General features: G+C 62.7%; 27 protein-coding genes. 5 read left to right on the forward strand and 22 right to left on the reverse strand.

All coding sequences use genetic code 11. The annotated features are described in order from the left end of the window. Positions 1-37: 37 nt before the first annotated feature. The 13 genes from ACX80Z_RS05220 to ACX80Z_RS05280 form a co-directional block, all read right to left on the reverse strand. Positions 38-793, reverse strand: a complete 756-nt coding sequence (locus ACX80Z_RS05220) for an SDR family NAD(P)-dependent oxidoreductase (RefSeq protein ID WP_459315120.1) — start codon at positions 791-793, stop codon at positions 38-40. 30 nt (positions 794-823) lie between these two features. Further along, positions 824-1,537, reverse strand: coding sequence for a GntR family transcriptional regulator (locus ACX80Z_RS05225; RefSeq protein ID WP_116779016.1), 714 nt, complete (start codon positions 1,535-1,537; stop codon positions 824-826). Beyond that, on the reverse strand, positions 1,534-2,727 hold the full coding sequence (locus ACX80Z_RS05230) for a fumarylacetoacetate hydrolase family protein (RefSeq protein WP_459315121.1): 1,194 nt from the start codon (positions 2,725-2,727) through the stop codon (positions 1,534-1,536). Before ACX80Z_RS05230 ends, ACX80Z_RS05225 begins: the two co-directional genes overlap by 4 nt. After that, positions 2,724-4,229, reverse strand: coding sequence for an aldehyde dehydrogenase (NADP(+)) (locus tag ACX80Z_RS05235; RefSeq protein WP_459315122.1), 1,506 nt, complete (start codon positions 4,227-4,229; stop codon positions 2,724-2,726). The genes ACX80Z_RS05230 and ACX80Z_RS05235 overlap by 4 nt, the downstream gene beginning before the upstream one ends. A 26-nt stretch (positions 4,230-4,255) precedes the next feature. Beyond that, positions 4,256-5,560: an enolase C-terminal domain-like protein gene (locus ACX80Z_RS05240; RefSeq protein WP_459315123.1), complete on the reverse strand. Its 1,305-nt coding sequence runs from the start codon at positions 5,558-5,560 to the stop codon at positions 4,256-4,258. 39 nt (positions 5,561-5,599) lie between these two features. After that, a complete protein-coding gene (locus tag ACX80Z_RS05245) occupies positions 5,600-6,880 on the reverse strand; it encodes a TRAP transporter large permease (RefSeq protein ID WP_116779012.1) in 1,281 nt (426 codons plus the stop codon). Between the two features lie 8 nt (positions 6,881-6,888). Continuing rightward, the gene (locus tag ACX80Z_RS05250; RefSeq protein ID WP_459315124.1) at positions 6,889-7,500 is read right to left on the reverse strand and encodes a TRAP transporter small permease; all 612 of its coding nucleotides are present in this window, start codon (positions 7,498-7,500) and stop codon (positions 6,889-6,891) included. After that, entirely contained in the window at positions 7,497-8,534 is a 1,038-nt protein-coding gene (locus ACX80Z_RS05255) for a sialic acid TRAP transporter substrate-binding protein SiaP (RefSeq protein WP_459315125.1), read from the reverse strand. Before ACX80Z_RS05255 ends, ACX80Z_RS05250 begins: the two co-directional genes overlap by 4 nt. A gap of 40 nt (positions 8,535-8,574) precedes the next feature. Further along, on the reverse strand, positions 8,575-9,621 hold the full coding sequence (locus ACX80Z_RS05260) for an Ldh family oxidoreductase (protein ID WP_459315126.1): 1,047 nt from the start codon (positions 9,619-9,621) through the stop codon (positions 8,575-8,577). Between the two features lie 274 nt (positions 9,622-9,895). Beyond that, complete coding sequence (locus tag ACX80Z_RS05265; protein ID WP_459315127.1) at positions 9,896-10,366, reverse strand: HIT family protein; 471 nt, start codon at positions 10,364-10,366, stop codon at positions 9,896-9,898. Next, on the reverse strand, positions 10,363-10,791 hold the full coding sequence (locus ACX80Z_RS05270; RefSeq protein ID WP_019481804.1) for a hypothetical protein: 429 nt from the start codon (positions 10,789-10,791) through the stop codon (positions 10,363-10,365). Before ACX80Z_RS05270 ends, ACX80Z_RS05265 begins: the two co-directional genes overlap by 4 nt. Positions 10,792-10,851: 60 nt before the next feature. Next, positions 10,852-11,493 (reverse strand): trimeric intracellular cation channel family protein, encoded by a 642-nt coding sequence (locus tag ACX80Z_RS05275; protein ID WP_459303903.1) that lies wholly within the window; start codon positions 11,491-11,493, stop codon positions 10,852-10,854. Between the two features lie 123 nt (positions 11,494-11,616). Continuing rightward, on the reverse strand, positions 11,617-12,249 hold the full coding sequence (locus ACX80Z_RS05280; RefSeq protein ID WP_459303902.1) for a putative glycolipid-binding domain-containing protein: 633 nt from the start codon (positions 12,247-12,249) through the stop codon (positions 11,617-11,619). Positions 12,250-12,366: 117 nt separating this feature from the next. Here ACX80Z_RS05280 and ACX80Z_RS05285 point away from each other — a divergent pair, with 117 nt between their 5' ends. Beyond that, positions 12,367-13,341: an alpha/beta hydrolase gene (locus ACX80Z_RS05285; protein ID WP_459315128.1), complete on the forward strand. Its 975-nt coding sequence runs from the start codon at positions 12,367-12,369 to the stop codon at positions 13,339-13,341. 412 nt (positions 13,342-13,753) lie between these two features. Here the strand turns inward: ACX80Z_RS05285 and ACX80Z_RS05290 are convergent, their stop codons facing one another. Together ACX80Z_RS05290 and ACX80Z_RS05295 are read right to left on the reverse strand one after the other, a co-directional pair. After that, positions 13,754-14,467: a GAF and ANTAR domain-containing protein gene (locus ACX80Z_RS05290; protein ID WP_019481800.1), complete on the reverse strand. Its 714-nt coding sequence runs from the start codon at positions 14,465-14,467 to the stop codon at positions 13,754-13,756. Between the two features lie 17 nt (positions 14,468-14,484). Beyond that, positions 14,485-15,165: a GAF and ANTAR domain-containing protein gene (locus ACX80Z_RS05295; protein WP_459315129.1), complete on the reverse strand. Its 681-nt coding sequence runs from the start codon at positions 15,163-15,165 to the stop codon at positions 14,485-14,487. Between the two features lie 283 nt (positions 15,166-15,448). Here ACX80Z_RS05295 and ACX80Z_RS05300 point away from each other — a divergent pair, with 283 nt between their 5' ends. Then, entirely contained in the window at positions 15,449-15,808 is a 360-nt protein-coding gene (locus ACX80Z_RS05300; protein WP_459315130.1) for a TraR/DksA family transcriptional regulator, read from the forward strand. Between the two features lie 34 nt (positions 15,809-15,842). On the opposite strand, the gene ACX80Z_RS05305 is transcribed toward ACX80Z_RS05300, so the two are convergent. From ACX80Z_RS05305 to ACX80Z_RS05320, 4 genes are all read right to left on the reverse strand, one after another. Beyond that, positions 15,843-16,535 carry a 4'-phosphopantetheinyl transferase family protein gene (locus tag ACX80Z_RS05305; RefSeq protein WP_459315131.1) on the reverse strand — a complete coding sequence of 231 codons (693 nt, stop codon included), beginning with the start codon at positions 16,533-16,535 and terminating at the stop codon, positions 15,843-15,845. 5 nt (positions 16,536-16,540) lie between these two features. Next, entirely contained in the window at positions 16,541-17,230 is a 690-nt protein-coding gene (locus ACX80Z_RS05310; RefSeq protein WP_459315132.1) for a class F sortase, read from the reverse strand. Next, entirely contained in the window at positions 17,203-18,207 is a 1,005-nt protein-coding gene (locus ACX80Z_RS05315) for a hypothetical protein (protein WP_459303897.1), read from the reverse strand. Before ACX80Z_RS05315 ends, ACX80Z_RS05310 begins: the two co-directional genes overlap by 28 nt. Positions 18,208-18,368: 161 nt before the next feature. After that, a complete protein-coding gene (locus ACX80Z_RS05320; protein ID WP_459315133.1) occupies positions 18,369-19,799 on the reverse strand; it encodes a PucR family transcriptional regulator in 1,431 nt (476 codons plus the stop codon). Between the two features lie 161 nt (positions 19,800-19,960). Between ACX80Z_RS05320 and ACX80Z_RS05325 the strand changes: the two genes are divergently transcribed. Continuing rightward, positions 19,961-21,400, forward strand: a complete 1,440-nt coding sequence (locus ACX80Z_RS05325; RefSeq protein WP_019481793.1) for a gamma-aminobutyraldehyde dehydrogenase — start codon at positions 19,961-19,963, stop codon at positions 21,398-21,400. A gap of 15 nt (positions 21,401-21,415) precedes the next feature. Then, a complete protein-coding gene (gene gabT, locus ACX80Z_RS05330; protein WP_459315134.1) occupies positions 21,416-22,792 on the forward strand; it encodes a 4-aminobutyrate--2-oxoglutarate transaminase in 1,377 nt (458 codons plus the stop codon). A 257-nt stretch (positions 22,793-23,049) separates the two neighbouring features. Here gabT and ACX80Z_RS05335 read toward each other — a convergent pair whose 3' ends face one another. The 3 genes from ACX80Z_RS05335 to ACX80Z_RS05345 form a co-directional block, all read right to left on the reverse strand. Then, the gene (locus tag ACX80Z_RS05335; protein ID WP_459315136.1) at positions 23,050-23,295 is read right to left on the reverse strand and encodes a helix-turn-helix domain-containing protein; all 246 of its coding nucleotides are present in this window, start codon (positions 23,293-23,295) and stop codon (positions 23,050-23,052) included. Continuing rightward, positions 23,295-23,936 (reverse strand): hypothetical protein, encoded by a 642-nt coding sequence (locus tag ACX80Z_RS05340; protein WP_459315137.1) that lies wholly within the window; start codon positions 23,934-23,936, stop codon positions 23,295-23,297. The genes ACX80Z_RS05335 and ACX80Z_RS05340 overlap by 1 nt, the downstream gene beginning before the upstream one ends. Positions 23,937-24,251: 315 nt before the next feature. Continuing rightward, a complete protein-coding gene (locus ACX80Z_RS05345; protein WP_019481791.1) occupies positions 24,252-24,914 on the reverse strand; it encodes a TetR/AcrR family transcriptional regulator C-terminal domain-containing protein in 663 nt (220 codons plus the stop codon). 262 nt (positions 24,915-25,176) lie between these two features. On the opposite strand from ACX80Z_RS05345, the gene ACX80Z_RS05350 reads away from it, so the two are divergent. After that, complete coding sequence (locus tag ACX80Z_RS05350; protein WP_459315138.1) at positions 25,177-26,592, forward strand: flavin monoamine oxidase family protein; 1,416 nt, start codon at positions 25,177-25,179, stop codon at positions 26,590-26,592. The last annotated feature ends 2 nt before the right edge of the window (positions 26,593-26,594 follow it).

The raw sequence follows: 26,594 nt of genomic DNA on the forward strand, positions 1-26,594 counted from the left end.
TTTAAGTCTCCTTTTTGTCGCGTTGTAAACAGGTGGTCTAGGCATCAGAGCGGAGCAGCAGAGAATGCATCCCGCCGTCGACAGTCAGGGAACTTCCGGTTGTGGAGCCATTGGCCGGGTCGGCCAGGAAGAGGATTGATGATGCCACCTCTTCGGCGGACACCAACCGACCATGCGGCTGGCGGGCTTCCAGCGCCTGGCGCTCAGCGGCGGGATCCGTCGCAGCTGCAAGTAACCTGCCAACCCATGGGGTGTCTGCGGTGCCGGGATTGACGCAGTTGACCCTGATGTTGTCCCGCATATGATCCGCTGCCATTGCTCGGGTGAGCGCGGCCACTGCCCCTTTGCTCGCAGAGTAGAGCGCCCGTTGCGGCAGGCCATGGGTCGCTGCCACCGAAGCGGTGTTGACGATGGCTGCGGAAGCCGATTCCCTGAGGTAGGGGAGTGCCGCCCGTGACACCCGGGCGATCCCAACAACGTTGATGTTCAACACGCGGAGCCACTCGTCGTCAGCATTGTCGGCCACAGTCCCGGCTGCGCCTATCCCCGCATTATTGACGACGATGTCGATGCCCCCGAGCTCACTGGCCACCGACGCCACTGCCGAGTTAACCGAAGCGCTGTCACCGATGTCGCAGGTGAAACCGACGACGCCGTCAGGCAGATTGTCGGGCTGCAGGTCAAGCACAGCGACCCGGGCACCGCGGGCCACCAGCTCGGCGGTGACCGCGGCACCTATTCCAGACGCTCCGCCGGTCACGAGAGCGCGCACGCCATTGAAAGTGTTTGCCATGGTTGTCCTTATTCTTCGTTGAATGGATGGTCAGCAGAGCTTGGCTGGCGGCGGAACTCTCAGCTCGGAATCTTCCTGAGAGAAGGCTTCCGCGAAGCGGTGGTACGCACCGATCAAATGTCGATGCATGGCCGATTCCGCAGCGTCGGGGTCGCACAGTGCGATGGCATCAACGATCGCTCGGTGTTCCTCCACTGTGCTGGTTCCCTGATAATCGGCTGGATGGAGACGGAAAAGGTGTAGGTGGCAGTGAGTCGCTCGGTAGGCATGCAGGGCGAACTCGTTGCTGCTGGCCAAAAGGATCCGATCATGAAACATGGTGTCGTGCGCTACCAGCTGGTGACGAATACTGCCGTCGGTTGATGCGCCGGCCTCGAACTCGTCAAGGGATGCGTGAAGGATGCGCGCCGGGTTGCTGAGACGATTGACGGCGGCCGCCCGTGCCGCCCACGGTTCGATCAGCAGACGAAATTCAAACAACTCCCGAAGTTCTGCTGTCTCAAGTAGCGCCGTCGTGCGGTAACCCTTGCCGGGTGTCTTGACGATCAACCGGTCGCCCTCAAGCTGACTCAAGGCCTCACGAATGGGAGTCTGAGACACACCGAGCTCCCGAACAAGAGCATCAATGTTTATTTTGGCGTCCGGCGGGAGCTGCAGGTCCAGGATCTTCGCTCGAAGTCTCCAATACACGTGTGCCCCGGATCTCCCGCGGTGTTCAACGTCCGAGGAGGAAAAACTGGTCATCTCCCACCAGCCGGGTGAGTGTTTCGTTGAGCGAGGATGTAGCTGAGTTGGCTGCCGATTCCAAACTTCCACGGGTCCAGATCTTCAGTGGGTTTCACCATGTTGGTCAGTTTACCCAGCCGATCGCTACCGATTTCCACGACATCGCCGGCCTTGTGGGTGAATCCCATCCCCGGTGTTTCGCGGTCCTCATTGGGAGCGAACAATGTCCCGGTAAATAGCACGAACCCGTCGGGATACTGATGATGCTTGCCGTAGGCCGCACCGACAAGTTCCTCGAACGGGCGGCTGAGCCGTTGAACGCTGTTGGTTCCGGTCAGGACATACCCATCGGCCCCGCGAACCGTGAGCTGGATGCTCTCGTGGCGTGCGTCGTCGAGCGTGTAAGAATCGTTGAACAATCTCACGAAAGGACCCAGCGCTGCCGAGCCATTATTGTCCTTCGCCATGCCGAGCAACAGGGCGCTGCGGCCTTCGACATCGCGAAGGTTGACGTCGTTGCCGAGGGTGCAGCCGCGGATACGGCCCTGGTTGTCCACCACGAGTACCAGTTCTGGCTCGGGGTTATTCCAGGAAGAAAACCCCGGGATACCGATGTCAGCCCCGGTGCCAACTGCGGATAGGACCGGGGCCTTGGTGAAGACCTCGGGATCCGGTCCAATGCCGACTTCCAGGTACTGGGACCAGAATCCCTCGCGCACCAGTACCGCCTTCACCCGGGAAGCCTCGACGGATCCTGGACGGAGTCCTTCAAGACTCCCACCGAGAGCATCCAGCACCAGCGTGCGCATCTGTTCGGCCAGCGTGAAGTCACCCGCGCAGCGTTCCTCAATGACGCGTTCGATCATGCTGTCGACGAACGTGACACCGCAGGCTTTAAGAGCCTGGAGATCTACTGGTGCCAGCAGAGATGGTGAGGCACCGCTCATCGAGTCAGGATCAGCCTTCTCGAAGGTCGCGCTGATGACCTCGGCGAGGTTCCAGCGTTGCGCATCCGACTGACGGACGTGCTCGAGGAGCATAGTCGTATCTTCACGATTCAGGAGGTCAGATACCGTCGTGGCAAAGTCGAACAAATCGACGACCGTGTCACCATCCACCATGATCGGGCGTGGCCCCCCGGTCGCTGGGTCCCAGAGGCGTCCAACCAGGAGGGCGGCGCTAGCGTCCTCGGGCAGCAAGCCGCTCATCCTTCAACGCTCCCGGACTGGGACTGGGACTGTGCGACGACGACGTTGCCGTCGACGCGGCGGGCAACGTTCCACGGGTTTGCCTCTTGGAGGGGGACGGGTAGCTCACGGTCGGGCAAGTCCTGGTAGGCGACGGGCCGGGTGAAGCGACCGATCGCTGCGGTCCCCACGGACGTGGTGTGGGAGGTGGTGGCCGGGTATGGCCCACCATGCTGTTGTGCGTACGAGACGGTCACCCCCGTCGGCCACCCATTCCAAAGCACCCGGCCCGCTATACCGGTGACCGCGTCGATGAGCGACGCAGCATCGTCGGCGTCGTCCGCATGGATAGACGCCGTCAACTGACCCTCCATCAGAACTGCCAGGCCCGGCAATTCCTCCGGTTGCTGATACCGAACCACTAGGGTGGCCGGTCCAAACATCTCCAGGTGCAGGATTTCAGGATTTGCAGCGACCACTGTGCTGTCAGTAAGCAGAACGGTAGGAGCAGGTACCAGGTCATCCGATCCGGGAATCAGGGCGGTGACTCCATCGTGGGCGGCCGCCTCATCACGAGCGTGACCGAAGGATTCGCGCAGTCCAGGCGTGAGAAGCTCGCTCAACGCTGCATGTCCCAACTCCGGTTCGAGCACGCCGCGGAGGTCCTCCTCTGAATAAGTGTCAGGAACAAACAGCACCCCTGGTTTGGTGCAGAACTGTCCCATCCCGGCGGTGAACGATGCGGCATAGCCGGTGAGGATTGACTGCGAACGGCTTTCCCACGCTTGGGGGAGCACGAAGACCGGATTGATGCTGCCGAGCTCGCCGTAGAACGGGATGGGTTCCGGCCGTGAGCTGGCCCTGTTGAAAAGCGCGCGCCCGCCAGCCGTGGACCCGGTGAAGCCAATAGCCTTCACCAGCGAATGGTCCACCAGTGCCTCGGCCGCGGTTCTGCCCTCGATCACCGAAAACAGGTGGTCTGGCGAGCCGCTCTCCCGGAGAGCTTCGGTGACGATCTCGGCTGTTCGCACGGCGAGCGTTCTATGCCCTCCATGGATCTTGTGAAGAACCGCGCATCCAGCCGCCAACGCCGAGGCGGAGTCTCCGCCGATCACACTAAAGGCGAACGGAAAGTTGGACGCACCGAACACTCCGACTACCCCCAGGGGAACATTGACCCGGCGGATGTCAGGTCGAGGGCCCATGCCCCAGTCAGCATCGGCATGGTCGATCGTCGCATCTAATGGAATGCCAGCGATGACCTCTTCGGCAAAAAGGTCTAGTTGGAACGCGGTGCGTTTGAGTTCGCCTTGAAGCCTGGCGGGTGCCAGGTGCGTGTCGGCCTGACCAAGCTCAACGAGTTCGCCGGCGTGGGCCCGTAGTGCAGCAGCGACAGCGGTCAATCTGTTGGCTCTGAGGGAGGGGGCCTCAGTAGCAACGTGCAAGAAGGCTTGATGCGCAGCCCGGGCCGCGTGGTCGACGTCCTCGGTGGTGACTGCGATGGGGAGGGTGATAGCGGTCATGGTTCTCCTTCGGGTGGATCTGCAGATCAGCGTGCGTTGAGTTCCTGCCAGCCAGCGCCGGCAGGGAAGGTCCACCGAGTGGTCGAGGCGTCCAGCATCTCAGCACCCACACCCGGACGCTTCGGCGCCTGATAGCGTCCACCGGTCACGATGACGGGCTCAGCGAAGTGCTCGTGAAGGTGATCAACGAACTCGATGACTCGGTCTTCCATGGTTCCGGTAATTGCTGCGTAGTCGAAGAATGAGAAGTGCTGCACCAGTTCGCACAGGCCCACACCACCCGCGTGTGGGCACACCGGGGTCTCGAACTTTGCTGCGAGCAGGAGATTGGCGATGTTTTCGTTCACACCCGCGACGCGAGTCGAGTCGATCTGCATGATGTCGATGGCACCGGCCTGAAGCAGCTGCTTGAAGATGATCCGGCTTTGCACCGCCTCGCCCGTCGCCACCTTGACCGGGTGGACAGCCTTCCGGATGGCGGCGTGGGCCAGGATGTCGTCGGTGCTGGTGGGTTCCTCTATCCAGTACGGGTTGAAGTCCTGCAGCTGGTTGACCCAGTCAATAGCATCCTGTTCTTCCCACCGCTGATTGGCGTCGATAGCGATCCGGACGTTCGGGCCAACTGCTTCCCGGGCGAGCGACAGGCGACGTCGATCATCGGCAATGCTCCCGGCAACCTTCAGCTTGATCATGCCGAATCCATCAGCCACTGCTTCCTTGGATAAACGCACAAGCTTCTCGTCGCTATACCCCAGCCAGCCAGGGGTAGTGGTGTACGCCGGATAGCCGTTCTGCCTGAGCTCGGCGATCCGTTCCTGCTTGCCCTCCTGTCCACGCTGAAGAAGGTCGGTGGCGTCCTGCGGGGTCAGGGCGTTGGATATGTGGGTGAAGTCAACGGCGCTGACCAGTTCCTCGACCTGCATCTCACTGAGCAAGAGCCAGAGGGGTTTGTTCTCTCGGCGTGCGCGGATGTCCCAGAGAGCGTTGATCAGGCCTCCGCAGGCCATGTGGGAAACACCCTTCTCGGGACCGAGCCAGCGCATCTGCGAATCGTGGATCAGCCGTTTGGAGGCGTCGCCGAGGTTGTTGACCAGCTCATCGGTGTCCTGGCCGATCAAAAGCGCCCCATAGCTGTCCATGGCGGCAGTGATGATCTCGTTGCCTCGCCCACAGGTGAAGACCAGACCGTAGCCCCGCTCGCCGGAGTCTGTCACCACTTCAACGTAGGCGGCTGAATAGTCAGGGTCGACATTGACGGCGTCCGACCCTGACAGGTCCAGGGATGTTGGAAAGCGCACATCGGACGTGCGCACTGAGGTGATGCGGGACATAGGAACTCCTAAAGGTTCAGGTCTTGCAGACAGTTGGGGTTAGAGGAAGCCCAGTAGCGTGGGCAATCCAACGGTGAGCGCCGGGACAAAGGTTATGACGAGCAGAGTGGCGACCATGGGGATGAAGAAGGGAAGAATTCCCTTGATAACCGTCGGCACTGGTATGCGGGTGACGCTCGACAGGACGAAAAGCACCAGCCCCACAGGGGGCGTGATCAGCCCGATGAGGAGGTTGAAGATGACCATAATGCCGAGGTGGATCGGATCGATACCGAAGGTTTCCGCGACGGGAAGCAAAACCGGTACGAGAATCAGGATTGCTGCCGTGGGCTCCAGAACACAGCCAACAATCAGCAACAGGACGTTGACCAGGATCAGGAACACAATGGGCTGATCGGTGATCTGCAGGATGAGGTTTGCTGCCACCTGGGGTGCCTGTTCACGAGCCAGCACCCACCCGAACAACGCAGCGGCAGCCACGATCAGGAGCACTGAGCCGGAAGTTTCCACCGTCGTTAGCAGGGTACGGTACAGCTTCCGCCAGGTGAGCGCGCGGTACACAATGGCGAGGATGAAGATGTAAACGACGCCGATCCCACTAGCTTCGGTGGGGGTAAACACGCCGCTGAGGATGCCGCCCAGAATGACAACCGCCGATCCCATTGCTGGAAGAGCTGCAAGCGTGGTGCGGCCACGCACTTTCCAGGTCGACTTTGGCAGGCGCAGATGGTTCTGCTTCCGCATAAGAATCCAGACCGTGAAACAGAGGGCTGATACCAGCACCAGAGCGGGCAGGATGCCAGCCATAAAAAGGGCCCCCACAGAAACCCCGGCGGTGACTGCGTAGATGACCGCCGGAATGCTCGGCGGAATCATGGGTGCGATGAGACTCGAAGCGCCAGTCACCCCCAGCGCAAATTCACGGGAGTAGCCGCGCTGAACCATAGCTGGAACTTGCACCCGCCCCATGGCAGCGGCATCGGCAATAGCTGCACCGCTCATCCACGAAAAACCAAAACTCGTCGCCACGTTGACGTAGCCAAGGCTGCCACGGAGATGCCCGATACCCGCGACGGCTGCATCGTAGAGCTTGTCGGTCACCCCGGATACATTGGCAAGGTTCCCGAGGAGGATGAACATGGGGACGGCGAGGATAGCAAAGCTATCGACACCGGAAACAGTCTGCTGGACCGCTGTACCAATCCGTGCGGTCGGGTCCATGATGACGTAGGCCACTGACGGGATCAGAAGAGCGAAGGAGACGGGCACGCGCAGGGCGAGCAGCACCAGCAGAGCGATGAGCATGATGAGAAGGGTCATATCGTGTCCTAGGCCGCTTCCCGTTCGAGGTTCTCCATGGCATCGGGGACAACTTCGGGGTGGCGGATGTTGAGGAAAATGTGCAGGGCAGCATGCAGGAAAATCAGCGCAAAACCGGTGACGGCCGCAAAGTAGACCACACTCATTGGCAGGCCCGTAGCGGGAGCCTGGAGCCGGTTGGCGCCGGATGCAAACTCGGCCCCCGCGACGGCCAGCACGCCAGCGGTGACCAGGACGGTAAGAAGGGCGAACGTATCCAGGACGATCGTTCCGGTTCGACCCAACTTGCTGGCCAAGAGATCCACGGCGATGTGAATCCGCCGTGCCATGACAAAACCGGCAGAGACGAACGTGAACCAGAGCAGCATGAACCTGGCTAGTTCCTCAGTCCAGCTAAACGGTGTATTGAACACATAACGGCTCACCACCTGCAGCATGATCAGGCCGAGCAAGGACACCAGGAGCGTGCAACACGCGATCCGTTCAACATTCACCAAGCCCCGGTAGAGCTTGCTGCGCTGTTCGGCAAAGTCCGGCAGATCGGGTTCGTGAGGAACATGGGCCCCGGTGGCAATGTTGTTTTCGTTAGGGGCGCCAGCCCTGGAAGAGTCTGAACTCATCGGGCGTCCTTGATTTCTCGATACAGCTCACCCCAGGGCTGCTGCAGGAGTGCTTCCTCGGCGGCGGCGGCGAAGGACTCGCGGTCGACGTCCTCGTTCACCTGAATCCCGTTGCCCGCGCGCCATTCGTCGAGGATGCCCTCTTCCTGCTCCTCGATGCACACGCGAGTGTCATCGGCGGCGACAGCCATCGCGCCCTCTAGTGCTTCACGTTCGTCATCGGTCAAACCCTCGTAGACGGTGCGTCCGGTGGTGATCATGACCCCCTGGATCATGTGTCCGGTGAGGTTGATGTAGTCCTGAACCTCATTGAACTTGGCCGTTGAGATGGTTGGGATGGGGTTTTCCTGGGCGTCAATGACTCCCTGCTGCAGGGCGAGGTAAACCTCGTCCAGTGCCATCGGTGTGGCGGTGCCGCCCATAGCCGCGATGTTCTCGAGGTACAGCGGTGCGTTAGGGGTACGGATCTTCAGACCGTTGAAGTCAGCAGACTCACTGATCTCCGTGTTGGCGGTTACGTGACGGGTACCGTAATACCAGCTTGAGAGAACACGGATGTCAGAGCTTTCATAGAGGTTATCGAAGACGGTTGCCATGGATTCGCCCTCGACGGTTTCCTCGAAGTGGTCGACGTCTTCAAACAGGTAGGCGCCGTCAAGCACAGCCGCATCCTCTTCCCACACGCCGAGGAAGGACGGGCCAGCGATCGCCATGTCCAGCGCGCCAGAGGCTACTTGTTCCAGGGACTCTGACTCGTTGCCGAGCTGGGCTGCAGGGAAACTCTCGATCTGAATACCGCTACCCTCTAGTTCCTCCTTGAGCGCTGCGACACCGCATTCTTCTACAGGGTGCCCTGCTTCGTAGACATGGGCAAGGCGCAGTGTCTTGGCATCAGTATCGGCCTGGCCTACCTCGTCGCGGTCCACGGGTGTGCCGACGTTACATCCTGACAGTAGGAGCGCTGCGCAGGCAGCGAGACCGATCGTGGCGGTGGAACGACGACGGCTGGTGGGCGTGGAGTTTTCGAGCTTCATTGCTGGATTCCTTCCGGGAATACTTCGTTGTGGGTATGGATTAGATGTTGATGTTCAGAGAAAGTTTGAGTGCCAGTTCACGAAGTTGTTCCGCTGTGGATACGGGAAGGCGGACCGAGGTGGCGGCCGCACCCTCCTTGCTACGCTCTGGATCGCCAGGAGCGTGTATCTCACGGCTCGCCGGACCGGCGTCACGGACCCGTTGCTGGAGGTCTGCAACTCTTGCTTCGGTGTGACTGCGGCTCGTGAACGCCTCGGCGTTGATACCCACGATGAGGTGTCCGTTATTCATCCGCGATGATGGACTGGACCAGATGTCAACGGTCTCGTAGGCGTAGGTAGCTGCCGTCAATGAGGAGGCGAAGGCTTCCAGAAGCACTGAAACAGCCGATCCCTTGTGGTTACCAAAAGGAATCATCGAGCCGGCGGCGGCTTCGTCGGGATCGGTAGTGGGGTTTCCATCGGTATCGACAGCCCAGCCTTCTGGAAGCTGCTGTCCCTCGTTTCGAGCGGCGATCACTTTGCCATAGGCCCCATTGCTGGTGGCCAGGTCAGCGGTGAGGGGCCAGTCGGCGGAGGCGGGCGCCCCGAGCGTCAGCGGGTTTGTTCCCAATACTTTGGTCGTGCCGCCATGGGGTGCCACGACGGGGCCGGTGGAGGAGGTGATGAAGGAGAGAAATCCGGCTGAGGCCATCTGGTCACTCCAAAAGGCACCGGCGCCATAGTGACTGCTGTTCTGCACAGCAACAGCCGCGATCCCCTGGACTCGACCCATTTCGAGGACCTTGTCGACGGCCGATTGCATGGCTACCTGGCCCAGTGCGGCGTCGGCGTCGAGCACGGCCACCGCATTGGCCTTCGAAGAGTAGGACAGGGTCGGTGTTGGGTTGATCCCGCCGAGTCGGATCGCTTCCGCGTAAAGGGGGAGACGCAACAGTCCGTGCGAGAAGATACCTCGCTGGTCTGCCTGGACAAGTGATCGAGCGGTGAGGTCAGCGTCGTCGGACGGAACACCGGAGGACACGAGGATCGAAACGGCGAGCCGGTGAAGATCTGTAACAGCAAAGCTTTGATGGGTCTGCAACATCGAGCACCTTTAATATAGGAATTACACAAATCCTATATCAGGTGTGCTCGGGGTCACAAGGGTATGTCAGAAATTTCTGTCAATTGCTGGATGGTGGGGTCTTCGGGCAGGGAAATCCGCCGGTGCCGCGCAGGTTGCCCCAGGTAGTGGACCGGAAATCGGCGGGCAACCGTTGTGCCGGGCCGGGATACGCATGTGGGACTTCGCAACTCGGGGAAATCAGCACAGCCAAGGAGGCACGAAGGCGCGGCATGACAGCGCAGCGCCGTGCACGCTATAGGCAGGCGCGCAGCTCGGCTGCCTTCCTGGCCCGCACCTCAGGATCAACGACGGGTCGCTTCGGGGTGAAGTAGAAACCGTCGTCGTGCCAGCGGGGGAGCACATGCTGGTGATAGTGCCAGACATGTTGGCTGCCGGCCGGCTCATTATGCTGGCGGGTGGAGATGCCGTCAGGTGACCAGGCCCGCTTGATGGCGACCGCCATGTCGCGGGTGACGATCATGATGCGGGCGGCGACGTCGTCGGGCAGCTCATAGAGCAACTCGAAGTGGGCCCGGGGAGTCACCAACACGTGGCCGGGTTGCGGGTCGAAGCCGTGGGAGGCAATGAACGCCAACACCAGGTCATCTGAGTAGATCAGGTCGCCGGGCTCGCACAGGTTTTTTGGGTTTGCGAAATCCCCGGCGGCGAGGTCGCAGAAGGGGCACCGGTAATTGTCAGGAGCATGCCGCACCCACTCGGTCACTCCTCGACCGCGTCTTCCTCGAACACCCACTCGAACATGTCGAGAACGTATTCGCTGAACGTGCCCTCTTCACTCTTCCAGGTACCGCGAGCGTTGTTCCGACGCCAAATGATGGGATCGGGGACATCCAACTGATCCACCCTGATACCCCAGGTGTACTTTTCCTCTTCGTCTTCGAGGAAAAGCAGGTGTCCGTCCTCGATCGTGAGCTCATCGGGATCCCAGAAGAAGTGGTAAGCCTCCATGATGTCTTCGACGGCCCCGACGGCGAGGTAGAAGTCGCGCAGAGCGAGGGGAAGATCGAAATCCTGGTCCTCCATGAGGTCCTGAAGTTCTTCCTTCGACAGGCCATCTTCCGCCGACCACTGGTCATCGAAGTACGCCGGAACCAGGGCACGGAATTTGTCCAGGAATAGCTCAGTCAATTGAAACTCCAGGGGTGGGATTGGGGGATACATCCATCCTAGCCCCCACAGTGCGGTGGCTTATGCAGTGCCCGAGCGCTTCCAGCCCAGGACTGCCAGCGGCGCCCGCCAGCTGAAGCGCCATGCGAGGACCCGGAGGGTGAAGACCAATGCAGCGACGACGCCGCCGGTCGCCACATTGAACCAGCCGTTGCTGACCAGCAGGGTGGTCAGACCGGCCCCGAGCATGGCCGGAAGCGCGTAAATGTCCCGGGGATCGAAGAGTTGGGGCACCTCATTGGCCACCACGTCACGTAGCAGGCCACCGCCAACTGCCGTGGTCACGCCGAGGAGGATACCCGCCACCGGGTGAAGCCCGAACTCCAGCGCTTTCACCGTGCCGGTGATGCAGAACAGGCCCAGGCCGGCGGCGTCGAACACCACCAGCAGGTTGCTGACCCGTTCGACGCCGGAGAAAAGGAAATACACCAGCAGGGTCGCGAGCACCGGTGGGAGCAAGTAGAAGGGATTGGAGAAGGCCGCAGGGACCGTATCGATGATCAGGTCCCGAGCCACCCCGCCGCCCAATCCGGCGAGGGAGGCCAGCAGCAGGGAACCCACCAGATCAAAGCCTTTGCGTGCGGCAAGGAGAGAGCCGGACACCGCGAAGAAGAAGACCCCGAGCAAATCGATCATCAGGGCAACGTCGACGGCGTTGGTCATGGGTTCCTCACTGTCCGGGGTGCGCGTGGTTGGTCCGTGCCAGCTGCAATCCCGGCCAGTCTGAGTTTACCCAGCACAGGCTCCCAATGTGGAGTCAAATGGCGTTGCCCCGACTGATTGGAGCTAGCGTATCCGCCGGGCCAGGCCGGGGTAGTCGACCACCACGCCGTCGTCGTCGACAGTCAGCTCGGCAGTGAATCCGCGGTTGCCGGAGCTATACAACACCATCGCAGGACTGTCGGGCCGCGCCGGTCGCACATGGCTGTACACCTGAGCGCTGGGGATTACCCGCAGGCTCGGCACCTCAACCCACGCCATGGTGAGTTCGGTTTCGTCTGCCGGCGCGTCGTCGTCCGAGACCAGGTTGAGTCGGAGGATCGGCATCGTGTTGGTCACCGGGCACAAGCCCAGATCGCAATCCAGCGCAGCGGCCAGTCCATCGGGATCCGTGATCCCGGGCGGGGGGAGATCGACGGCACCGGAGCTCTGCGTATCGCTGGACCAGTGGCCGTCCTCCGATCTCACCAGTTCCAGGTGACGGCTCCACCCCTGGCCATGGACGGTGACGGTGAGCCGCTGGGTCACCCATCCCGACGTCGTGGCGAGCGCCCAGCTCACCGCATAATCTGTGGTCCTGGAGGTGCCGTGAGCGGTAAGCCGGTCGGATTCGAGGTTGATGGTGGCCGTGTCCAGCCGGCCGGGGTCGTCCTCGCCCTGCCAGCTGTGCTGGAGGCTGGTGTGCGATGGGTTTGCCATCCTCATACCCTATGGACCGGCGCACCCCAGCGCCAGGCCCCGTGCCAGACCCTGTCGCTAGAATCAGGGCGAGCTCCAAGGCCAGCCCGGGGCCGGGCTCGTGGCAAAGTTGAGCTTATGAGCCCTACCCCCCAGTCGGCCGCCGAACCTGCAGCGAGCGCACCCATGAGAGTCGTCAACGCCTTGCTGGGTTGGACTTCGACGAAACGGCACTACAACTCGCTCGAATGGATGCGGGCCCGGTACCTGCAGCGCGCCTACCCCACTCCGGCGCCGTTGCCCCGAGCCCTGCGGCGGCTTTGCACCGTCGAGGAGCTGGCGGTCGACGGCGTCCGCACCCTCACCCTACGTCCCCGGTCGGCGGGCCCCGGACGCCACATCATCTACACCCATGGTGGGACCTACATCAACGAACTGGCCCGCCCGCACTGGTGGATCATTGCAGCGCTCATCAGGGCCACCGGGGCAACGGTGACTGTGCCGCTCTACCGGTTGGCGCCCGAACACAGCTTCAGGGAAACCTACGACTATCTCGCCGCCGTCTACGAACTGGTGCTCTCAACAACGAGCGCCGACGACGTCGTCCTGGCCGGGGATTCGGCGGGCGGCGGGTTGGCGGTCGGCCAGGCCTTGCACTTCGCGGCTCTCGGCCTGCCACAGCCGGGCCACCTGATCCTCTTCTCGCCCTGGCTGGACGTCACAGGCACAAACCCAGCCATTCCGCAGTACGACCGGGTCGATCCCATGCTTGCGGTTCCAGGCGCAGTCGAGGCGGGAAAATGGTGGGCGGCAGGCGAGGACCCCAAACATCAGCTGCTGAGCCCGATCTTCGCCCCGCCCGCCGCATTGGCTGAGCTCCCGCCCGTGACGCTCTATCAGGGGAGCCGGGACATCTGCATGGCCGACGCCATCGCGTTCGATCGGGTGATGCGTGACACCGGCCGCGTCATAGCGTTCAACCGGTACCCGGGTGCCTTCCACGTATTTGTGGGGCTCCCCTGGCTGCGTGAGTCGCGGGCGGTGTTCGACGATATCCGCCGGACAATGGCAGCCCCTGAAACTGTGGAAGCAGATAGACCACAGCAGCCATAGACGCGCTGCCTGCGAGGGTCTACAGTGAGTGTACTGCCCCAGACCCCGGCGCCGTGTTGAGTGGAAAAACATTCCATGGAAGTATCCGGACGGGGCAGATTTCTTTTAACATCTCTCGCTGCGAAAAGGTTCTTCCCTCTGGACGTTCTTTACTCATCCGGTTCCAACTCACAAGCTGAGGCAGCGCAGCGAATCCTCAAGATCGTCGGTATTTCGGGGAGGTATATGAGTAATGAGTTCTGAGACAGTCAAACGACGCTTGGAAGGTGACCATATGGTAGCTAAACCGCGGTCAGTGAGTCGGATAGGTACATCGGCTAACTGACGGCAACCTGACAACGCATTTTCAGTTAAAGTGCACTATGCATGCCTGACGCCTGCCTGACGCCTGCCTGCGACTGCTACGGGCTGGCTACAGCGACAACGACCGATCGACAATCTGGGTCGCCGTGTCGTGCAACGTGAGGTGGTTCCGGCGGGCATGGTTGCGGATCCGGGTAAACGATTCATGCATATCGACATTGCTCAACTGGGCCACCACGCCCTTGGCTTGTTCAATCAGGATCCTGCTGGTCAGGGCGCGCTGGAGCTGATCATTGATGACCCCGGCTTCGCGTACCGCGCGCTCCTGCAGAATACTGATCGTGGCAACGTCGGCGAGTGCCTGCCCAATCGCTGCATCTTCCACGGACAGTGCGCCAGCATCCACACCAAAAAGGTTGAGGGCACCGATTGTCCTGCCTCGTATCCGCATGGGGATGGCATGTACCGAACGAAATCCCTGTGACAGGGCTGCCTGCTTGAAATCGGGCCAACGGTCACCGAGGTCGGCAATATTGTCAACCGTGACAACTTTTCCGGTCTGGAAAGCCTCGACGCAGGGTCCAGCGCCAGCTTCGCGCTGCAGTACCTCGACCAGCTGGCTTTCCTCGCTGGTGGACGCCAGGACCTGGAGCTCGCCGTGCTGGTCCACGAGCAATAGCCCGGCCGCAGTCGCGTTGAGAATGTCGATCGACTCCTCCACGAGAGCATGGAGAAGATCAAGAACGTCGTAGTCGTCGACCAGCGTGTCAGCGATCTTTACGAAAGCAGCGCTGACGCGTTCTGCGCGGGTCGAAGTCACCATGAATAGAGTTTACTCCGCTATTGAGGTTTCGGCGTAAAGTCCAGCCGGCGTTCGATAACCGCAGCTGCTACCTCTTTTAATTGGAGCCCCTCGGCGAAGGCGTATCCCCGCAACAGAAGGAGAGCGTCAGTGGCTGTGATGTTCGCCTGCGCCAGGACCATTCCGGTGGCTTGGTGAATCTCGCGGCGCGATAGTGAGGTGTCGTCATTGCCCCCAAACGATTCGTCGTGGCCGGGTTCCCTGGACAACATCCGACGCAGCAACCTCCACGAGGTTTGATCGGTGAGGACCGCCGCCGCCGCAGCGTTCGCTCCGCTGAGCTTGCCTGGGTTCGTCCGGTACAGCTCGACGACTCCAATATCGATCGCGCCAAGAACAAGGGGAAAGACGAACATCGCCTTCACCTCTGTGGCACGGACCGCGTTACCGAAAACAGGCCACCGGGTGTGCAAGTTTTCTGCGGTATCCGGGACCAGTACCGGGACTCGACTTGAGGCTGCTTCCCAGCGGGGACCCTCCCCAAGTTCGAACTGCAACTCATCGAGCCTGCGCGCAATGTCATCACTGCAGCAGATCGTTTCCTGAACGGCTCCGCCGAAAACCGAGATGGCAGCACCAGTGATTGGGAGTTCCGTAAGGTACGGGGTGCACAGGGTCGCACCGTTGCTGTTTGCTGTGGAAATGCACCGCTCAACCATAAGTCCCTGTCGTTCTTGCCGCGCCGCCAGCTGGCCGGGCGGTTCTCAGCCGAGCGGCAATCCCAGGTAGCGGGACGCCGGCAGTTATTAGGATAGACGATTCGCTGGTCGACTCCGAAGAATTGAACAGGTCCTGATCTCCCGCAAATATTAGCGGTGGTCGACTGCTCTCCCTTTCCATGGGACTGGACTACCAGATGGAGCTCCACCCGGGTGGGTTGACAACCGAATCACTCGCCCGTTATGTCGTCGACCGGGGCCGGTGACACCGTACTATTGCGCCATGGCAGCCGAGACAGACTTTGAGCCTTACCGTCCGCGTCTGCGCGCGGAGCTCGCCCGCACCCGCGCGAGTTTCGCCGCACTGGATGCCGATAGCCGCTCGGTCAGCGCGGCCCGGGACAATTCAAACGTCGACGACGAACACGACCCCGAGGGGACCACCATCGCCGCTGAACTTTCACAGATGTCAGCTCTGGCCCGGGACGCACGAGGCAGGGCCGAAGAGATTGAAGCCGCGCTGGCAAGGCTCGACGCCAGCACCTACGGCGTGTGTGCCAGCTGCGGCCAAATGATTGCGGGCGGACGCCTTGAAGCCCGGCCGTGGACACCGTACTGCCTCGACCACGCGACCGGTAAATAGCTGGGCGCCTGCAGGTCACCTGGTTCCTGCTCGGCTACACCAACTGGACCATCGTCAACTGGACCAGCTCCGTTGCGGCCAGTTCCGAAGCGGCGGGCGCAGCGATCGCCGCAGCATACCCAACAGGTGGGCCGACCCAGGTCAGTTTCAGGTGCTCCGCAGCGGCCAGTCCCGTGCAGGAATTGCCTGCGATGGAAAAGGTGGAGGGCTCGATGCTGAGCCCATGCCCGGTTGCTTTCAGCACCGCCTCCTTGGCGACCCACAGCTGGAGCCGCGCATCGACGTCGTCGGCCCGGAGCTGTTCCCGCTCCGGAACCGAGAGGGCGTAGGCGTCGAACCCGTCGAAGACGGCGTCGGGAATGTGCTCGATATCGGCACCGATGGGGTGCCCGGCGGGAGCCGAGGCCACCAGGAGTGAGCCCGCGGAACGGGACAGGCTCAGCTCCACTCCCTCGATGGCCGGTTTGCCATGCAGGCCCGAGCCGCAGGTCCGGCAGGAGCGTGTTACCGGCAGCGCGGCGGCCTCCGACGGGGTTGCACCGAGCAGCCGAGCCGCCATGAGCCGGAATACGGCGTGAGCCGCACGGTAAGTCAGCCGGTCCTGTTCATGCTGAAGGCGATCGGCAGCAGCCCGGACCGTAGCCGGAAGGAATCGGTCAAGTCCGCCCAGCGGCTCAAGCGTCTGGGCAACGCCGGACGCGGTAACCGCAATGTACTGAACCGGCACGACTTCTAGACGCTGCCCGCAGGGCTGGCCGTGATGACCACGTTTTTGCCCCAAATGTCTTCGGTGTAGCAACTGATCAGCACCAGACGGTTGGGCACGATATTCCAGATCTCGCTGTCCTTCAGGGTGTTCTTGTCGTGGGTGGTTACCGAATCGATGACGTAGTCGAGAACACCCGTTTCGGTGGTGAGCACAATCGAATCGCCCACGTTGGCGTCGGTGCTCAGTCGGTTGAAGGGGGCGTCACGGCCCTCCCAGCTGTGGCCGGTGATGTAGGTGGTGTCTTCCGACGCCAGCCCGGGTGTCCCGAAGGATGTCAGCCAGTAGGCATCCTCGGTCAACGGCGGCACGATTGACTGTGATGCAAGCTCCTCCGCCGAGGGGGTGAGGGGCAGGATTGATTGGTCGATCCCTGCGGCCTCCACAGTGAGCCAGCCAGGCGGTGACGCGGCTGGTTCCGGGGCGGGAACCGATGGTGCAGCCGTTGCCGTTGCCGCTGGCGGTTCGGCCGGCTGGACTGGAACGAAGGCAGCGGCTACGGTCTGGCGGTCGAACGTGACAGGTTCAGATGAGGCTTCGCCCGCCACCGACGTAGCGGCAACGATCAGGGCAGCAGACAGCGCCAGACCGGTCCACCGGGCCGGGGGGCCCCGCCAGCCGCGCATGCTCAGGCCCGGGTGGAGCGGCGGAGCCACACGCCAGCACCTGACAAAAGCACCAACGCCGCTCCCGCCGCCCCGCCAAAGGTCAGGGCGCCTGCAGTGTCAGGTGCTGGGTCAGCAGCTGCGGTCTGGATGTTCAAACCCCTCCCGGCTGCCGCAGTGGTCCCGGTGCCGATCGGGCCGGGCGCCGCCGGGGCGGTGGGTGCGACAACGACAACCGGCACCTCGAAGTCCTCGCCGGCACCCTCTCCCGTTCCCGGCGCAGCGCAGGCAGCGAGCGCAGCGTTCACCAGCACCTGGACCTCTTCGATGCTGGTGCCGGTGCCGGCGCCGCCCAGAGCGGCAAGAACTGCTTCGATGGTCTCGATTGCGGCGTAGTAGGTGTTCTCGGCCGCGACTACTGCTTCGGTGTAGAGCGCATCTTCCAGTGCCAGCTGTGCTTCCATCAGCGCTTCATCAGCCGCAGCGAATGCCTCGGGTGCTGTGTCCCGTTCCGCCTGCCGTGCAGCCAGCACGGTTGTCGCCTCGACCTGGAAGGCCCGGGCGGCGGCGAGCTCTGCTTCAGCGGCGAGGCGAGCGACGTCGTCGCCGTCTGCCACGTCAGCGAGCGCCAGCGCGGCAGCCACAACACGGTCATCGGCGAGGAACTTCGCGGTCTGTGCCGCGTCCAGAGCAGCCTGGGTTGTTTCCAGTGCCATCGCCGCCGTGTCAAAGGCTGCAATCGCGGCGTCGTACGCTGCGTATTCATGAACTGCTGCGATGTCGGCGTCTATCCAGGCCTGATCGAGTGCCTCGGAAGCGGCCTCGATGGCGGCCAGCGCGGTTTTCAGATCGTAGGCCAGGCCGATGTCCACTGACGCGGAGTCCAGGGCAGCCCCCAGCGCAGACTGAGCAGCAACGCAGGAGGCCGAGGCGGGCGCGGCTACTGCGGGTGAGGCAGCTAGAAAGGTAGAACCAGCGATCAGTGCGGCACACGTGCCGAAGGTCATCAGTCGATTACGGTGCGTCATGAGACCACGTCTCTTCCTTGAGAAAGGCCCTCAAGTCCCCCTTGAGCGGCATCCGCCGGATGCGCGACGCTGGGAGCGGTGCTGTCTGGCTGACGTAATTTGACCACGCCGTCTGACGAAAGACCAGCACTTTTCGGACAATTTGTGTCGCCGCTGCCCGGCTACCGGAGCCCCCGCACGTTCAGGGCGAGGTACAGGTGAACCCGGTCGGCGGTGATGCCCGGGTCGTAGCCGCTCAGGTCCTGGATCTGCTGCAACCGGTAACGCACGGTGTTCCGATGAAGCTGCAACGCCTCAGCGACCGCCGCGACCGACCCGTTCAGCATCAGGTACCGCTCAAGCGTCACCATCAACTCGGCGTGATGGCGCTGGTCAAACGCCACGACCGGATCCAACGCTTCAGCAGCGAGATCGGCGAGTGGCACATCCTCGCTGGCCATCAGCAGGGAGGTCAGACTCAGCCGGTCAGGGGTGTTCACGGGCAAGCCCCTAGTTAACGATTCCCGCGCCTCGAAATAGCTCCAGCGGAAGCCGCTGGCCTGCGCATAGGCACCCCCATACCCCACCTTCGCGGTCAGCCCGGCACCGTGGAGGTAGGCGCCCATCTGCTGACTGAGAACGGGTCCATCACCGTCAGGAACGGCGATGACCAACCGCTCGTCAACCAGCGCTTCCACTCCCGACGCGAACCCTGCCGGTGTCGGCAGGGTTCGCAGCGCCCGACGCTGCCCGGAGGCCACTTCGACGATCACCACCACCTGGCGCAGTGCGGTGTCGATGCCAGCGCCACCCAGGCGCGCGACGGCGTCGGGACCTGCCAGGGTGCCGCGGACCACGTCCTGGCAGAGCTGCCCAACCACTGCGCGTTCACTGGCCCGCCGTCGGGCCTGGTTGCTCAACTCGACGCTGATCAGGCTCTGCGCGTAGGCGACGATGGCGTTGGGGTTGTAAGGCTCCGCGATGGCAAGCGTGCAGCGGTCTTTCAGGCCGGTGGCCACCGGGAGCCGATGCCAGTGGCCGCCGGGGGCGCCAGACCCGGCTCCTCCGGTCGTCTCAGTACTGAACAGCTGGGCGCCGTACTGGGACAGCACGACGTCGGTGCCGAGCATCGTGGCAAGCTCCCGCAGCAATTGGGGGAGGCCACCCTCCCCGAGCAGGGCCGACGCGAGAACCTGATGACCCTTCAACAGGCTTTCGAGCCTGGAGTAGTGGTCGGCTGAGAGCGAGTCAGCGACAATCTTCCCGATGGCGATGAACGGGGTCTCATAGGGGACGCGGAACACGGGCAGCCCCAGGGAATCTGCCTCGTCGACCAGGGCGGCGGGGACCTGCCGGTGCCCAAGCCCAGTGCCGAAGCCGATCCCCAGCGCCCCCGACTCATGGACTCGGCGCACGAAGGAGCGCTGCGCCGTCGTCGTTTTCTGCCGGAGGCCGGTGGTCAGCACCACCTCGCCGCCGCTGAGGAATGGAAGAGGATCCTCGAGCTCGGTTACCGCGACCCATTGGATGGGGATGTCCGGCACGACGGCGGCCCCCACGGTGTGGAGACCGAGGCCGGCGGCCGTAAGCAGGGTGGGAAGGGTGATGGCCATGCCTCAACTATAGGACCGTGACACTGTGCGGGTGCATGACAGGCGCCCCAGGTTGTTGTGCGCATCACCCTAGGCCGGGGAATAAGAGGAGGCGTAGGGTCAGCAATGGATTTACGCTGTGATGGATCCGCAGTGATCCGTCAGCCCATCATAGAAAAGGGATGAATACCGTGGTAACCACCCTCCAAAACTTTATCAACGGCGAGTTTGTCACACCGGCTGGCACCGAGCTGCTCGACATCGTCAACCCCACCAATGGCGAGGTCGTGGCGAAGGCGCCAGTATCGCTGAAGTCGGATGTCGACGCCGCCATGACAGCGGCCGCTCAAGCGTTCAGGACGTTCAAGCACGTCACCCCGAGCCAGCGGCAGCTCATGCTGCTGAAGCTCGCCGACGCGCTTGAGGCGGCCAGCGATGAACTGGTCGATGCGCAGCACCGCAACACCGGGCAGGTGCGCGATCTGATTGCCGCCGAGGAAGTGGCCGTGGGTGCCGACCAGCTGAGGTTCTTCGCCGGCGCCGCTCGCCTGCTGGAAGGGAAGTCCGCTGGCGAATACGTCGAGGGCCACACCTCCTATATCCGTCGCGAGCCCATTGGGGTAGTCGCCCAGGTTGCACCCTGGAACTACCCGCTGCTGATGGCCATCTGGAAGATCGGTCCTGCGCTCGCCGCCGGCAACACGGTGGTCCTCAAGCCCAGCGACACCACACCCGAGTCCACCCTGGTGTTGGCGAAGCTGACCCAGGGCATCCTTCCACCGGGGGTGTTGAACGTGGTGCTGGGCACCGGGGAAACCGGGGCCGCGATGGTCGACCATCCCGTGCCCGGGTTGGTCTCAATCACCGGATCGGTCCGCGCCGGTATCGCCGTCGCCACCGGAGCGGCGAAGTCGCTCAAGCGAGCTCACCTTGAGTTGGGAGGCAAGGCCCCCGCCGTCGTCTTCGCCGACGCCGACATCAAGAAGACCGCAGCAGCGATCGCTGAGTTCTCGTTCTTCAATGCGGGCCAGGATTGCACGGCGATCACCCGGGTGCTGGTTCAGGATTCGGTCCACGATGACCTGGTGGCCGCCATGGTGGCGCACACCGAAACGCTCAAGACCGGCAACGCCGACGACTCCCAGAACTACTTCGGCCCGCTGAACAACATCAACCACTTCAATTCGGTCAATGCGGTGATGGACGCCCTTCCTGAGCACTGCAAGGTCGAGATTGGGGGCAAGCGCTCCGGGGACAAGGGCTACTTCTACGAGGCGACCATCGTCACCGGTGCCCGCCAGACCGACGACATTGTCCAGCAGGAAACCTTCGGCCCGGTCATCACCGTGCAGAAGTTCACCACCGAGGACGAGGCGGTCGAGCTGGCCAACGACGTCGAGTACGCGCTGGCGTCGAGCATCTGGACCACCGATCATGGCACCGCCATGAGGGTGTCCCGGGACCTCGACTTCGGCGCAGTCTGGATCAATACCCACATTCTTCTCACCGCCGAGATGCCGCATGGAGGCTTCAAGAGCTCCGGTTACGGCAAGGACCTCTCGATGTATGGCGTTGAGGACTACACCCGGATCAAGCACGTCATGAGCGCGCTTGATGTTTAGAAAGGCAGTTTCACTATGACCACCCAAGCGATCCAGCCGCAGTTCCGGCTCGAGCAAAAGCGCAAGATCATCGCCGACTTCCCAGGCCCCAAGTCCACCGAGCTTGCCGCTCGTCGGGCGGCAGTGGTGGCCAAGGGCGTTGCCTCAAGCGTGCCGGTGTATGTTGCCGACGCCGACGGCGGCATCATTCACGACGTCGACGGTAACTCGTTCATCGACCTCGGCTCCGGCATTGCGGTGACCAGCGTTGGCGCGTCGGATCCCGCCGTCGTCGGCGCCGTCAAGGAGCAAGTGGAGCACTTCACCCACACCTGCTTCATGGTCACGCCCTACGAGGGCTACATTGCCGTGGCTGAGAAGCTGGCCGAGCTGACCCCCGGCGACTTCGAGAAGCGGACTGTGCTGTTCAACTCGGGTGCCGAGGCTGTCGAGAACGCGATCAAGGTGGCGCGCCTGGCGACCGGTCGCACCGCCGTCGCCGCCTTCGATCATGCCTACCACGGCCGCACCAACCTCACGATGGCCCTGACCGCCAAGTCACTGCCGTACAAGGGTGGGCCCTCGGGTGACTTCGGCCCGTTCGCGTCCGAGGTCTACCGGCTGCCAATGAGCTACCCCTTCCGCGAGGAAAACCCCTCGATCACCGGGGCTGAAGCGGCTCAGCGCGCCATCACGATGATGGAGAAGCAGATCGGGGCCAGTTCACTGGCCGCCATCATCATCGAACCCGTCCAGGGGGAGGGCGGTTTCATCGTCCCCGCCGAAGGATTCCTGCCAGCATTGGCCGAGTGGGCCAAGGCCAATGGAGTGGTCTTCATCGCCGATGAGGTGCAGTCCGGCTTCTGCCGCACCGGCGCCTGGTTCGCCGTCGACCACGAGGGCGTTGTGCCCGACATCATCACCATGGCCAAGGGAATCGCCGGCGGCATGCCGCTTTCGGCAATCACCGGCCGGGCCGACCTGCTCGACGCCGTTCACCCCGGCGGTCTCGGCGGCACCTTCGGTGGCAACCCGGTGGCCTGCGCTGCCGCGTTGGCCGCTATCGAGACGATGCAGGAACAGGATCTCGTTGCCCGAGCTCAGGCTATCGAGGAGCTGGCAACGTCACGGCTTCGGGGCCTGCAGGAGGATCTTGGGGCCGAGTCGATCATCGGTGAGATCCGCGGCCGGGGCGCGATGCTTGCCATCGAGTTCGTGAAGCCGGGGACCAAGACACCAAACCCGGAAGCGACGAAGGCCATTGCTGCCGCGTGCCTGCAGGAGGGTGTCATCATCCTGACCTGTGGCACGTACGGCAATGTGGTCCGGCTGCTCCCGCCGCTAGTGATTGGTGATGAGCTGCTGAACGACGGGCTGGACGTCCTCGAGGCTGCTATCCGCGCCGCCAAGTAGAGCACACGCTGTTGCGCCAGGGTCGGCGCCGTCGACCCTGGCCTGCGCCGCAGTAACCCGCTAGCGCTGCAGAAAACCGCCAGCGCCGCAGAAACCGGCAAGCGCGCCAATAATATATGGCGCGTTTGCCGGTTTCTGCTGCGTTTGGCGGGAGCAACGGCGGGAACGACGGCTGCGTGCTGCGCGCGGCCGCGGGTGCAGCCATCCTTCGCCGAGCGGTTGGCTCGGATGGTCGGCTTGCGCCGAAGCGCCTGAGCCTACCCCGCTGGCGGAGGGTTTGTGCTTTTCTCCAGCAGGTCACCCACTTGGCAGTCAAGGACCTCGCAGATTGCCTGGAGGGTCGAGAATCGGATGGCGCGTGCCCGATCATTCTTCAGAATCGACAGGTTAACAATGCTCATGTTCACGCGTCGCCCCAGTTCGGTAAGGGTCATCTGTCGTTCGGCAAGGAGCTCGTCGAGGCGGCAGTGAATACCGGTGGCTTCCGACTCGGTGGGGGGCACTAGATGAGCCCTTCATTGTCGCGCTGCAGCCGTGAACCGATATGGAAGGCTCCGGCAAACAGTGCGCAGAAGATCCCAGTGATCAGGGATAGAGCATCCATGGGGCCGAAGTAATAGCCGGTAGTGAACGGTGCGTCAGCGAGCGGGATGCCCAGATCCGCCACGATGGCCGCATGAGCGTGCGAAAAGATTGCTGGCAGAATCAAGGAGCCAGCAACGAAGAACACGGCGATGATGCTCAGTCCGACGGTTATGAGGCGGCCAAAGGGTTTAGCTTTGTAGACACGCTGGCTCAGGTAGAGGAAGAACACCAGCGATGCTGCGACAAAGATAAAGCCAAAGCTCATCGTGGCCGTATAGGGGGCCATCGCGGCAGCACTGACTCCCTCAACGCTCAGGGTGATCGAGTCGAAGTATGCCTCGGAGACCTGTGGCCCGAGCCCCGCGAGTGAGCCTTCGGGGGTAATAGCTGGCAGGTATAACTCAGTTTTTCCCTGCGAGGCCAGCACAAGGAAAAACGCCAGGGCTCCCAGCACCAGGAGGGTCATGAGGCCAGCGATCACCTGCACTGCGATGAGCCCGGCTCGTTCGGCTGTCCTCAATCCTCTGCGCCGACTGGGTATGGACGGTGCTGTAGTCATCTGTTCCTCCGATAGTTAACGTTTATCGCTACTAACGATAACCGTTAACCTAACGATTGTCGATAACCGCCTGAGGTTGCCACCACACCCGGCTCCTCCTCGCCGACCTGTGCGCGACTGTGGTGGGTTGTCACTGCAGCGGGTGCCTCCGTCGGGTCCGGCCAACGCGGTAGAAATGGGCCAGCGCAGCAGAAATCGCCAAGCGCGCCAGACATATCTGGGGCGCTTGCAGGTTTCTGCGACTTCGGCAGGGTTCGACGGCGCTGGTCCGCTTCGGCGCGTAGGGCAAGGGCTGTGCGGCAGGGGTCGACGGCGTCAGCCCGCCACTTGCGCTTTCAGTCCGGTGATCAGGGCTTCGAGCCCGACGGTGAACGCGGCGTCGGCTGAGTCGGCCTGGGACCCGCCCCGAAGGCGGACGGCGGCCGTGAATAGAGGGTAGTCAGGCCCCAGGCTGCCTGACTCAAAAATGTCCTCGGGGGCGGCGACGTCGAACGCTGATCCGAAGATGAAGGACTCAAGGGCGACGATGGCAGGGATAATCCGATCCGCCGGCCAACCGGCGTCGAGGAATCCTTTGGTGACCGCTTCGTACATGGCAAGCGTCTCGGGTGCGCCTGTGACGGGCAGAATGGCGATGACCGAGATGAGCGGTGCATGAGCGGCGAAGACACCTCGGTAGGACCAGGCCCAGGAGCGAACCGCCTCATCCCAGGGGGCCGCGGCGAAAGCGCTGAAGTCCACCTTCGCCATCACCTCGTCTTCGACCCAACGCAGCACTTCCTGCTTGGATTCAGCGTGGTTGTACAGGGCCGACGGCGCCACTCGCAGGCGCTGGGCTAGTGCAGACATGGTGAGACCCTCGTAGCCCTGGCTGGCAATCAGGGCAAGTGCTGCATCAGTAATGAGGTCCCGTGACAGCAGTCCGCGCGGCGGACGGCCCGCCCGACGGCGGCTGACCGGCGCTCCCACACTTCCCATGACCGCCCCTTCACCGTCTCTTCGCTGCGGATTCATTCTACTGCCCCGCCATTGCTGTCGTCCCTGCCGGTGGGTTCAGCACCCGCCCGGATCGAGTCAACACCAGTGACAAGTTTCCGTCGCCAAACACGTCATGTCTGTTGACTCAGCCCGGAGGGTGCGGGGTGTGCCCTTTCCAAAACTGCCGGCTATCGCTACAGTATCCCTAATAAATGAATGACGTTCATTTTGTGGCGTGGACCATATTGTCTGAAAGGTAACAGTGGAGAATCTAGAACGCGACGTCGTAATCATCGGGGCGGGCCCCTCGGGCCTCACCGCGGCGTGGGAGTTGAAGAGGGCAGGGCTGAGCGTCGCTGTCCTGGAGGCACGAGACCGGGTCGGCGGACGCACCTGGACCGACACCATCGACGGCGCGCTCCTGGAGATTGGGGGCCAATGGGTATCCCCAGACCAGACCGCTCTCAAAGGAATGCTCGACGAGCTGGGACTGGAAACCTACGACAGGTACCGGGAGGGGGACTCTGTCTACATCGGAGCCGACGGCGCCCGCACCCGTTACACCGGAGACATGTTCCCCGTCTCGGCCGCCACTGAAGGGGAAATGAATCGGCTGATCGAACTGCTGGACCGCCTCGCAGCAGAGGCCGGCCCGGAAACCCCGTGGAACCACCCGGAAGCCCGGGCACTTGACACGATCTCCTTCCACCACTGGCTACGGCAGCAGTCCAGCGACGAGGAAGCCTGCAACAATATTGGGCTCTTCATCGCTGGCGGAATGCTCACCAAACCCGCTCATGCCTTCTCAGCACTGCAGGCTGTGCTGATGGCTGCGTCGGCAGGATCCTTCTCCAACCTGGTCGATGAGAACTTCATCCTCGACCAGCGGGTGGTTGGCGGCATGCAGCAGGTGTCGGAACGCCTCGCGGATCGTCTGGGGGATGACGTCGTGCTCAGCAGCCCAGTCCGGACGCTGCGCTGGCACGAAGACGGCGGCAGCAACGGCGGCGGCAGCAACAGCGGCGGCAGCAACAGCGGCGGCGTCACCGCGGTGTCCGACACCGTCACCGTCAAGGCGCGCTACGCAATCATGGCGGTTCCGCCGAACCTGTACTCGCGGGTGTCCTATGAGCCACCGCTGCCTCGCCGCCAGCATCAGATGCACCAGCACCAGTCCCTGGGGCTCGTCATCAAGGTCCATGCCGTCTACGCGACACCGTTCTGGCGCGCCGATGGTCTCTCCGGGACCGGGTTCAGTGCCTCCTCGATCGTGCAGGAGGTGTACGACAACACCAACCACGAGGATTCCCGCGGAACGCTGGTCGGTTTCGTCTCGGACGAAAAGGCCGACGCCGTGTTCAGGCTGTCACCCGAAGCCCGTCGGCAGATGATCCTCGAGTCCATTGCCGGTTTCCTCGGCTCCGAGGCACTCACCCCCGAGGTGTACTACGAATCGGACTGGGGCTCCGAGGAATGGACCAGGGGCGCCTACGCCACCAGCTATGACCTCGGCGGTCTGCACCGTTATGGCCCTGACCAGCTCACCCCCGTCGGGCCGATCCACTGGTCCTGCTCGGATCTGGCGGCTGAGGGCTATCAGCACGTCGAAGGTGCCGTCCGGATGGGTCAAATCACAGCCCGGAACATCCTGGGCCTCGCGGCAACCGAAGGAGCATGACC

The organism is Arthrobacter sp. TMT4-20, assembly GCF_054510775.1.

Coding starts and splice junctions, on each gene's coding strand:
- ACX80Z_RS05250 (WP_459315124.1), bottom strand. CDS start 7,500: ATGAGTTCAGACTCTTCCAGGGCTGGCGCCCCTAACGAAAACAACATT.
- ACX80Z_RS05260 (WP_459315126.1), bottom strand. CDS start 9,621: ATGTTGCAGACCCATCAAAGCTTTGCTGTTACAGATCTTCACCGGCTC.
- ACX80Z_RS05300 (WP_459315130.1), top strand. CDS start 15,449: ATGGCAGCCGAGACAGACTTTGAGCCTTACCGTCCGCGTCTGCGCGCG.
- ACX80Z_RS05225 (WP_116779016.1), bottom strand. CDS start 1,537: ATGACCAGTTTTTCCTCCTCGGACGTTGAACACCGCGGGAGATCCGGG.
- ACX80Z_RS05340 (WP_459315137.1), bottom strand. CDS start 23,936: ATGACTACAGCACCGTCCATACCCAGTCGGCGCAGAGGATTGAGGACA.
- ACX80Z_RS05345 (WP_019481791.1), bottom strand. CDS start 24,914: ATGGGAAGTGTGGGAGCGCCGGTCAGCCGCCGTCGGGCGGGCCGTCCG.
- ACX80Z_RS05255 (WP_459315125.1), bottom strand. CDS start 8,534: ATGAAGCTCGAAAACTCCACGCCCACCAGCCGTCGTCGTTCCACCGCC.
- ACX80Z_RS05235 (WP_459315122.1), bottom strand. CDS start 4,229: ATGACCGCTATCACCCTCCCCATCGCAGTCACCACCGAGGACGTCGAC.
- ACX80Z_RS05220 (WP_459315120.1), bottom strand. CDS start 793: ATGGCAAACACTTTCAATGGCGTGCGCGCTCTCGTGACCGGCGGAGCG.
- ACX80Z_RS05245 (WP_116779012.1), bottom strand. CDS start 6,880: ATGACCCTTCTCATCATGCTCATCGCTCTGCTGGTGCTGCTCGCCCTG.
- ACX80Z_RS05275 (WP_459303903.1), bottom strand. CDS start 11,493: ATGACCAACGCCGTCGACGTTGCCCTGATGATCGATTTGCTCGGGGTC.
- ACX80Z_RS05325 (WP_019481793.1), top strand. CDS start 19,961: ATGAATACCGTGGTAACCACCCTCCAAAACTTTATCAACGGCGAGTTT.
- ACX80Z_RS05290 (WP_019481800.1), bottom strand. CDS start 14,467: ATGGTGACTTCGACCCGCGCAGAACGCGTCAGCGCTGCTTTCGTAAAG.
- ACX80Z_RS05240 (WP_459315123.1), bottom strand. CDS start 5,560: ATGTCCCGCATCACCTCAGTGCGCACGTCCGATGTGCGCTTTCCAACA.
- gabT (WP_459315134.1), top strand. CDS start 21,416: ATGACCACCCAAGCGATCCAGCCGCAGTTCCGGCTCGAGCAAAAGCGC.
- ACX80Z_RS05230 (WP_459315121.1), bottom strand. CDS start 2,727: ATGAGCGGCTTGCTGCCCGAGGACGCTAGCGCCGCCCTCCTGGTTGGA.
- ACX80Z_RS05295 (WP_459315129.1), bottom strand. CDS start 15,165: ATGGTTGAGCGGTGCATTTCCACAGCAAACAGCAACGGTGCGACCCTG.
- ACX80Z_RS05320 (WP_459315133.1), bottom strand. CDS start 19,799: ATGGCCATCACCCTTCCCACCCTGCTTACGGCCGCCGGCCTCGGTCTC.
- ACX80Z_RS05285 (WP_459315128.1), top strand. CDS start 12,367: ATGAGCCCTACCCCCCAGTCGGCCGCCGAACCTGCAGCGAGCGCACCC.
- ACX80Z_RS05280 (WP_459303902.1), bottom strand. CDS start 12,249: ATGGCAAACCCATCGCACACCAGCCTCCAGCACAGCTGGCAGGGCGAG.
- ACX80Z_RS05315 (WP_459303897.1), bottom strand. CDS start 18,207: ATGACGCACCGTAATCGACTGATGACCTTCGGCACGTGTGCCGCACTG.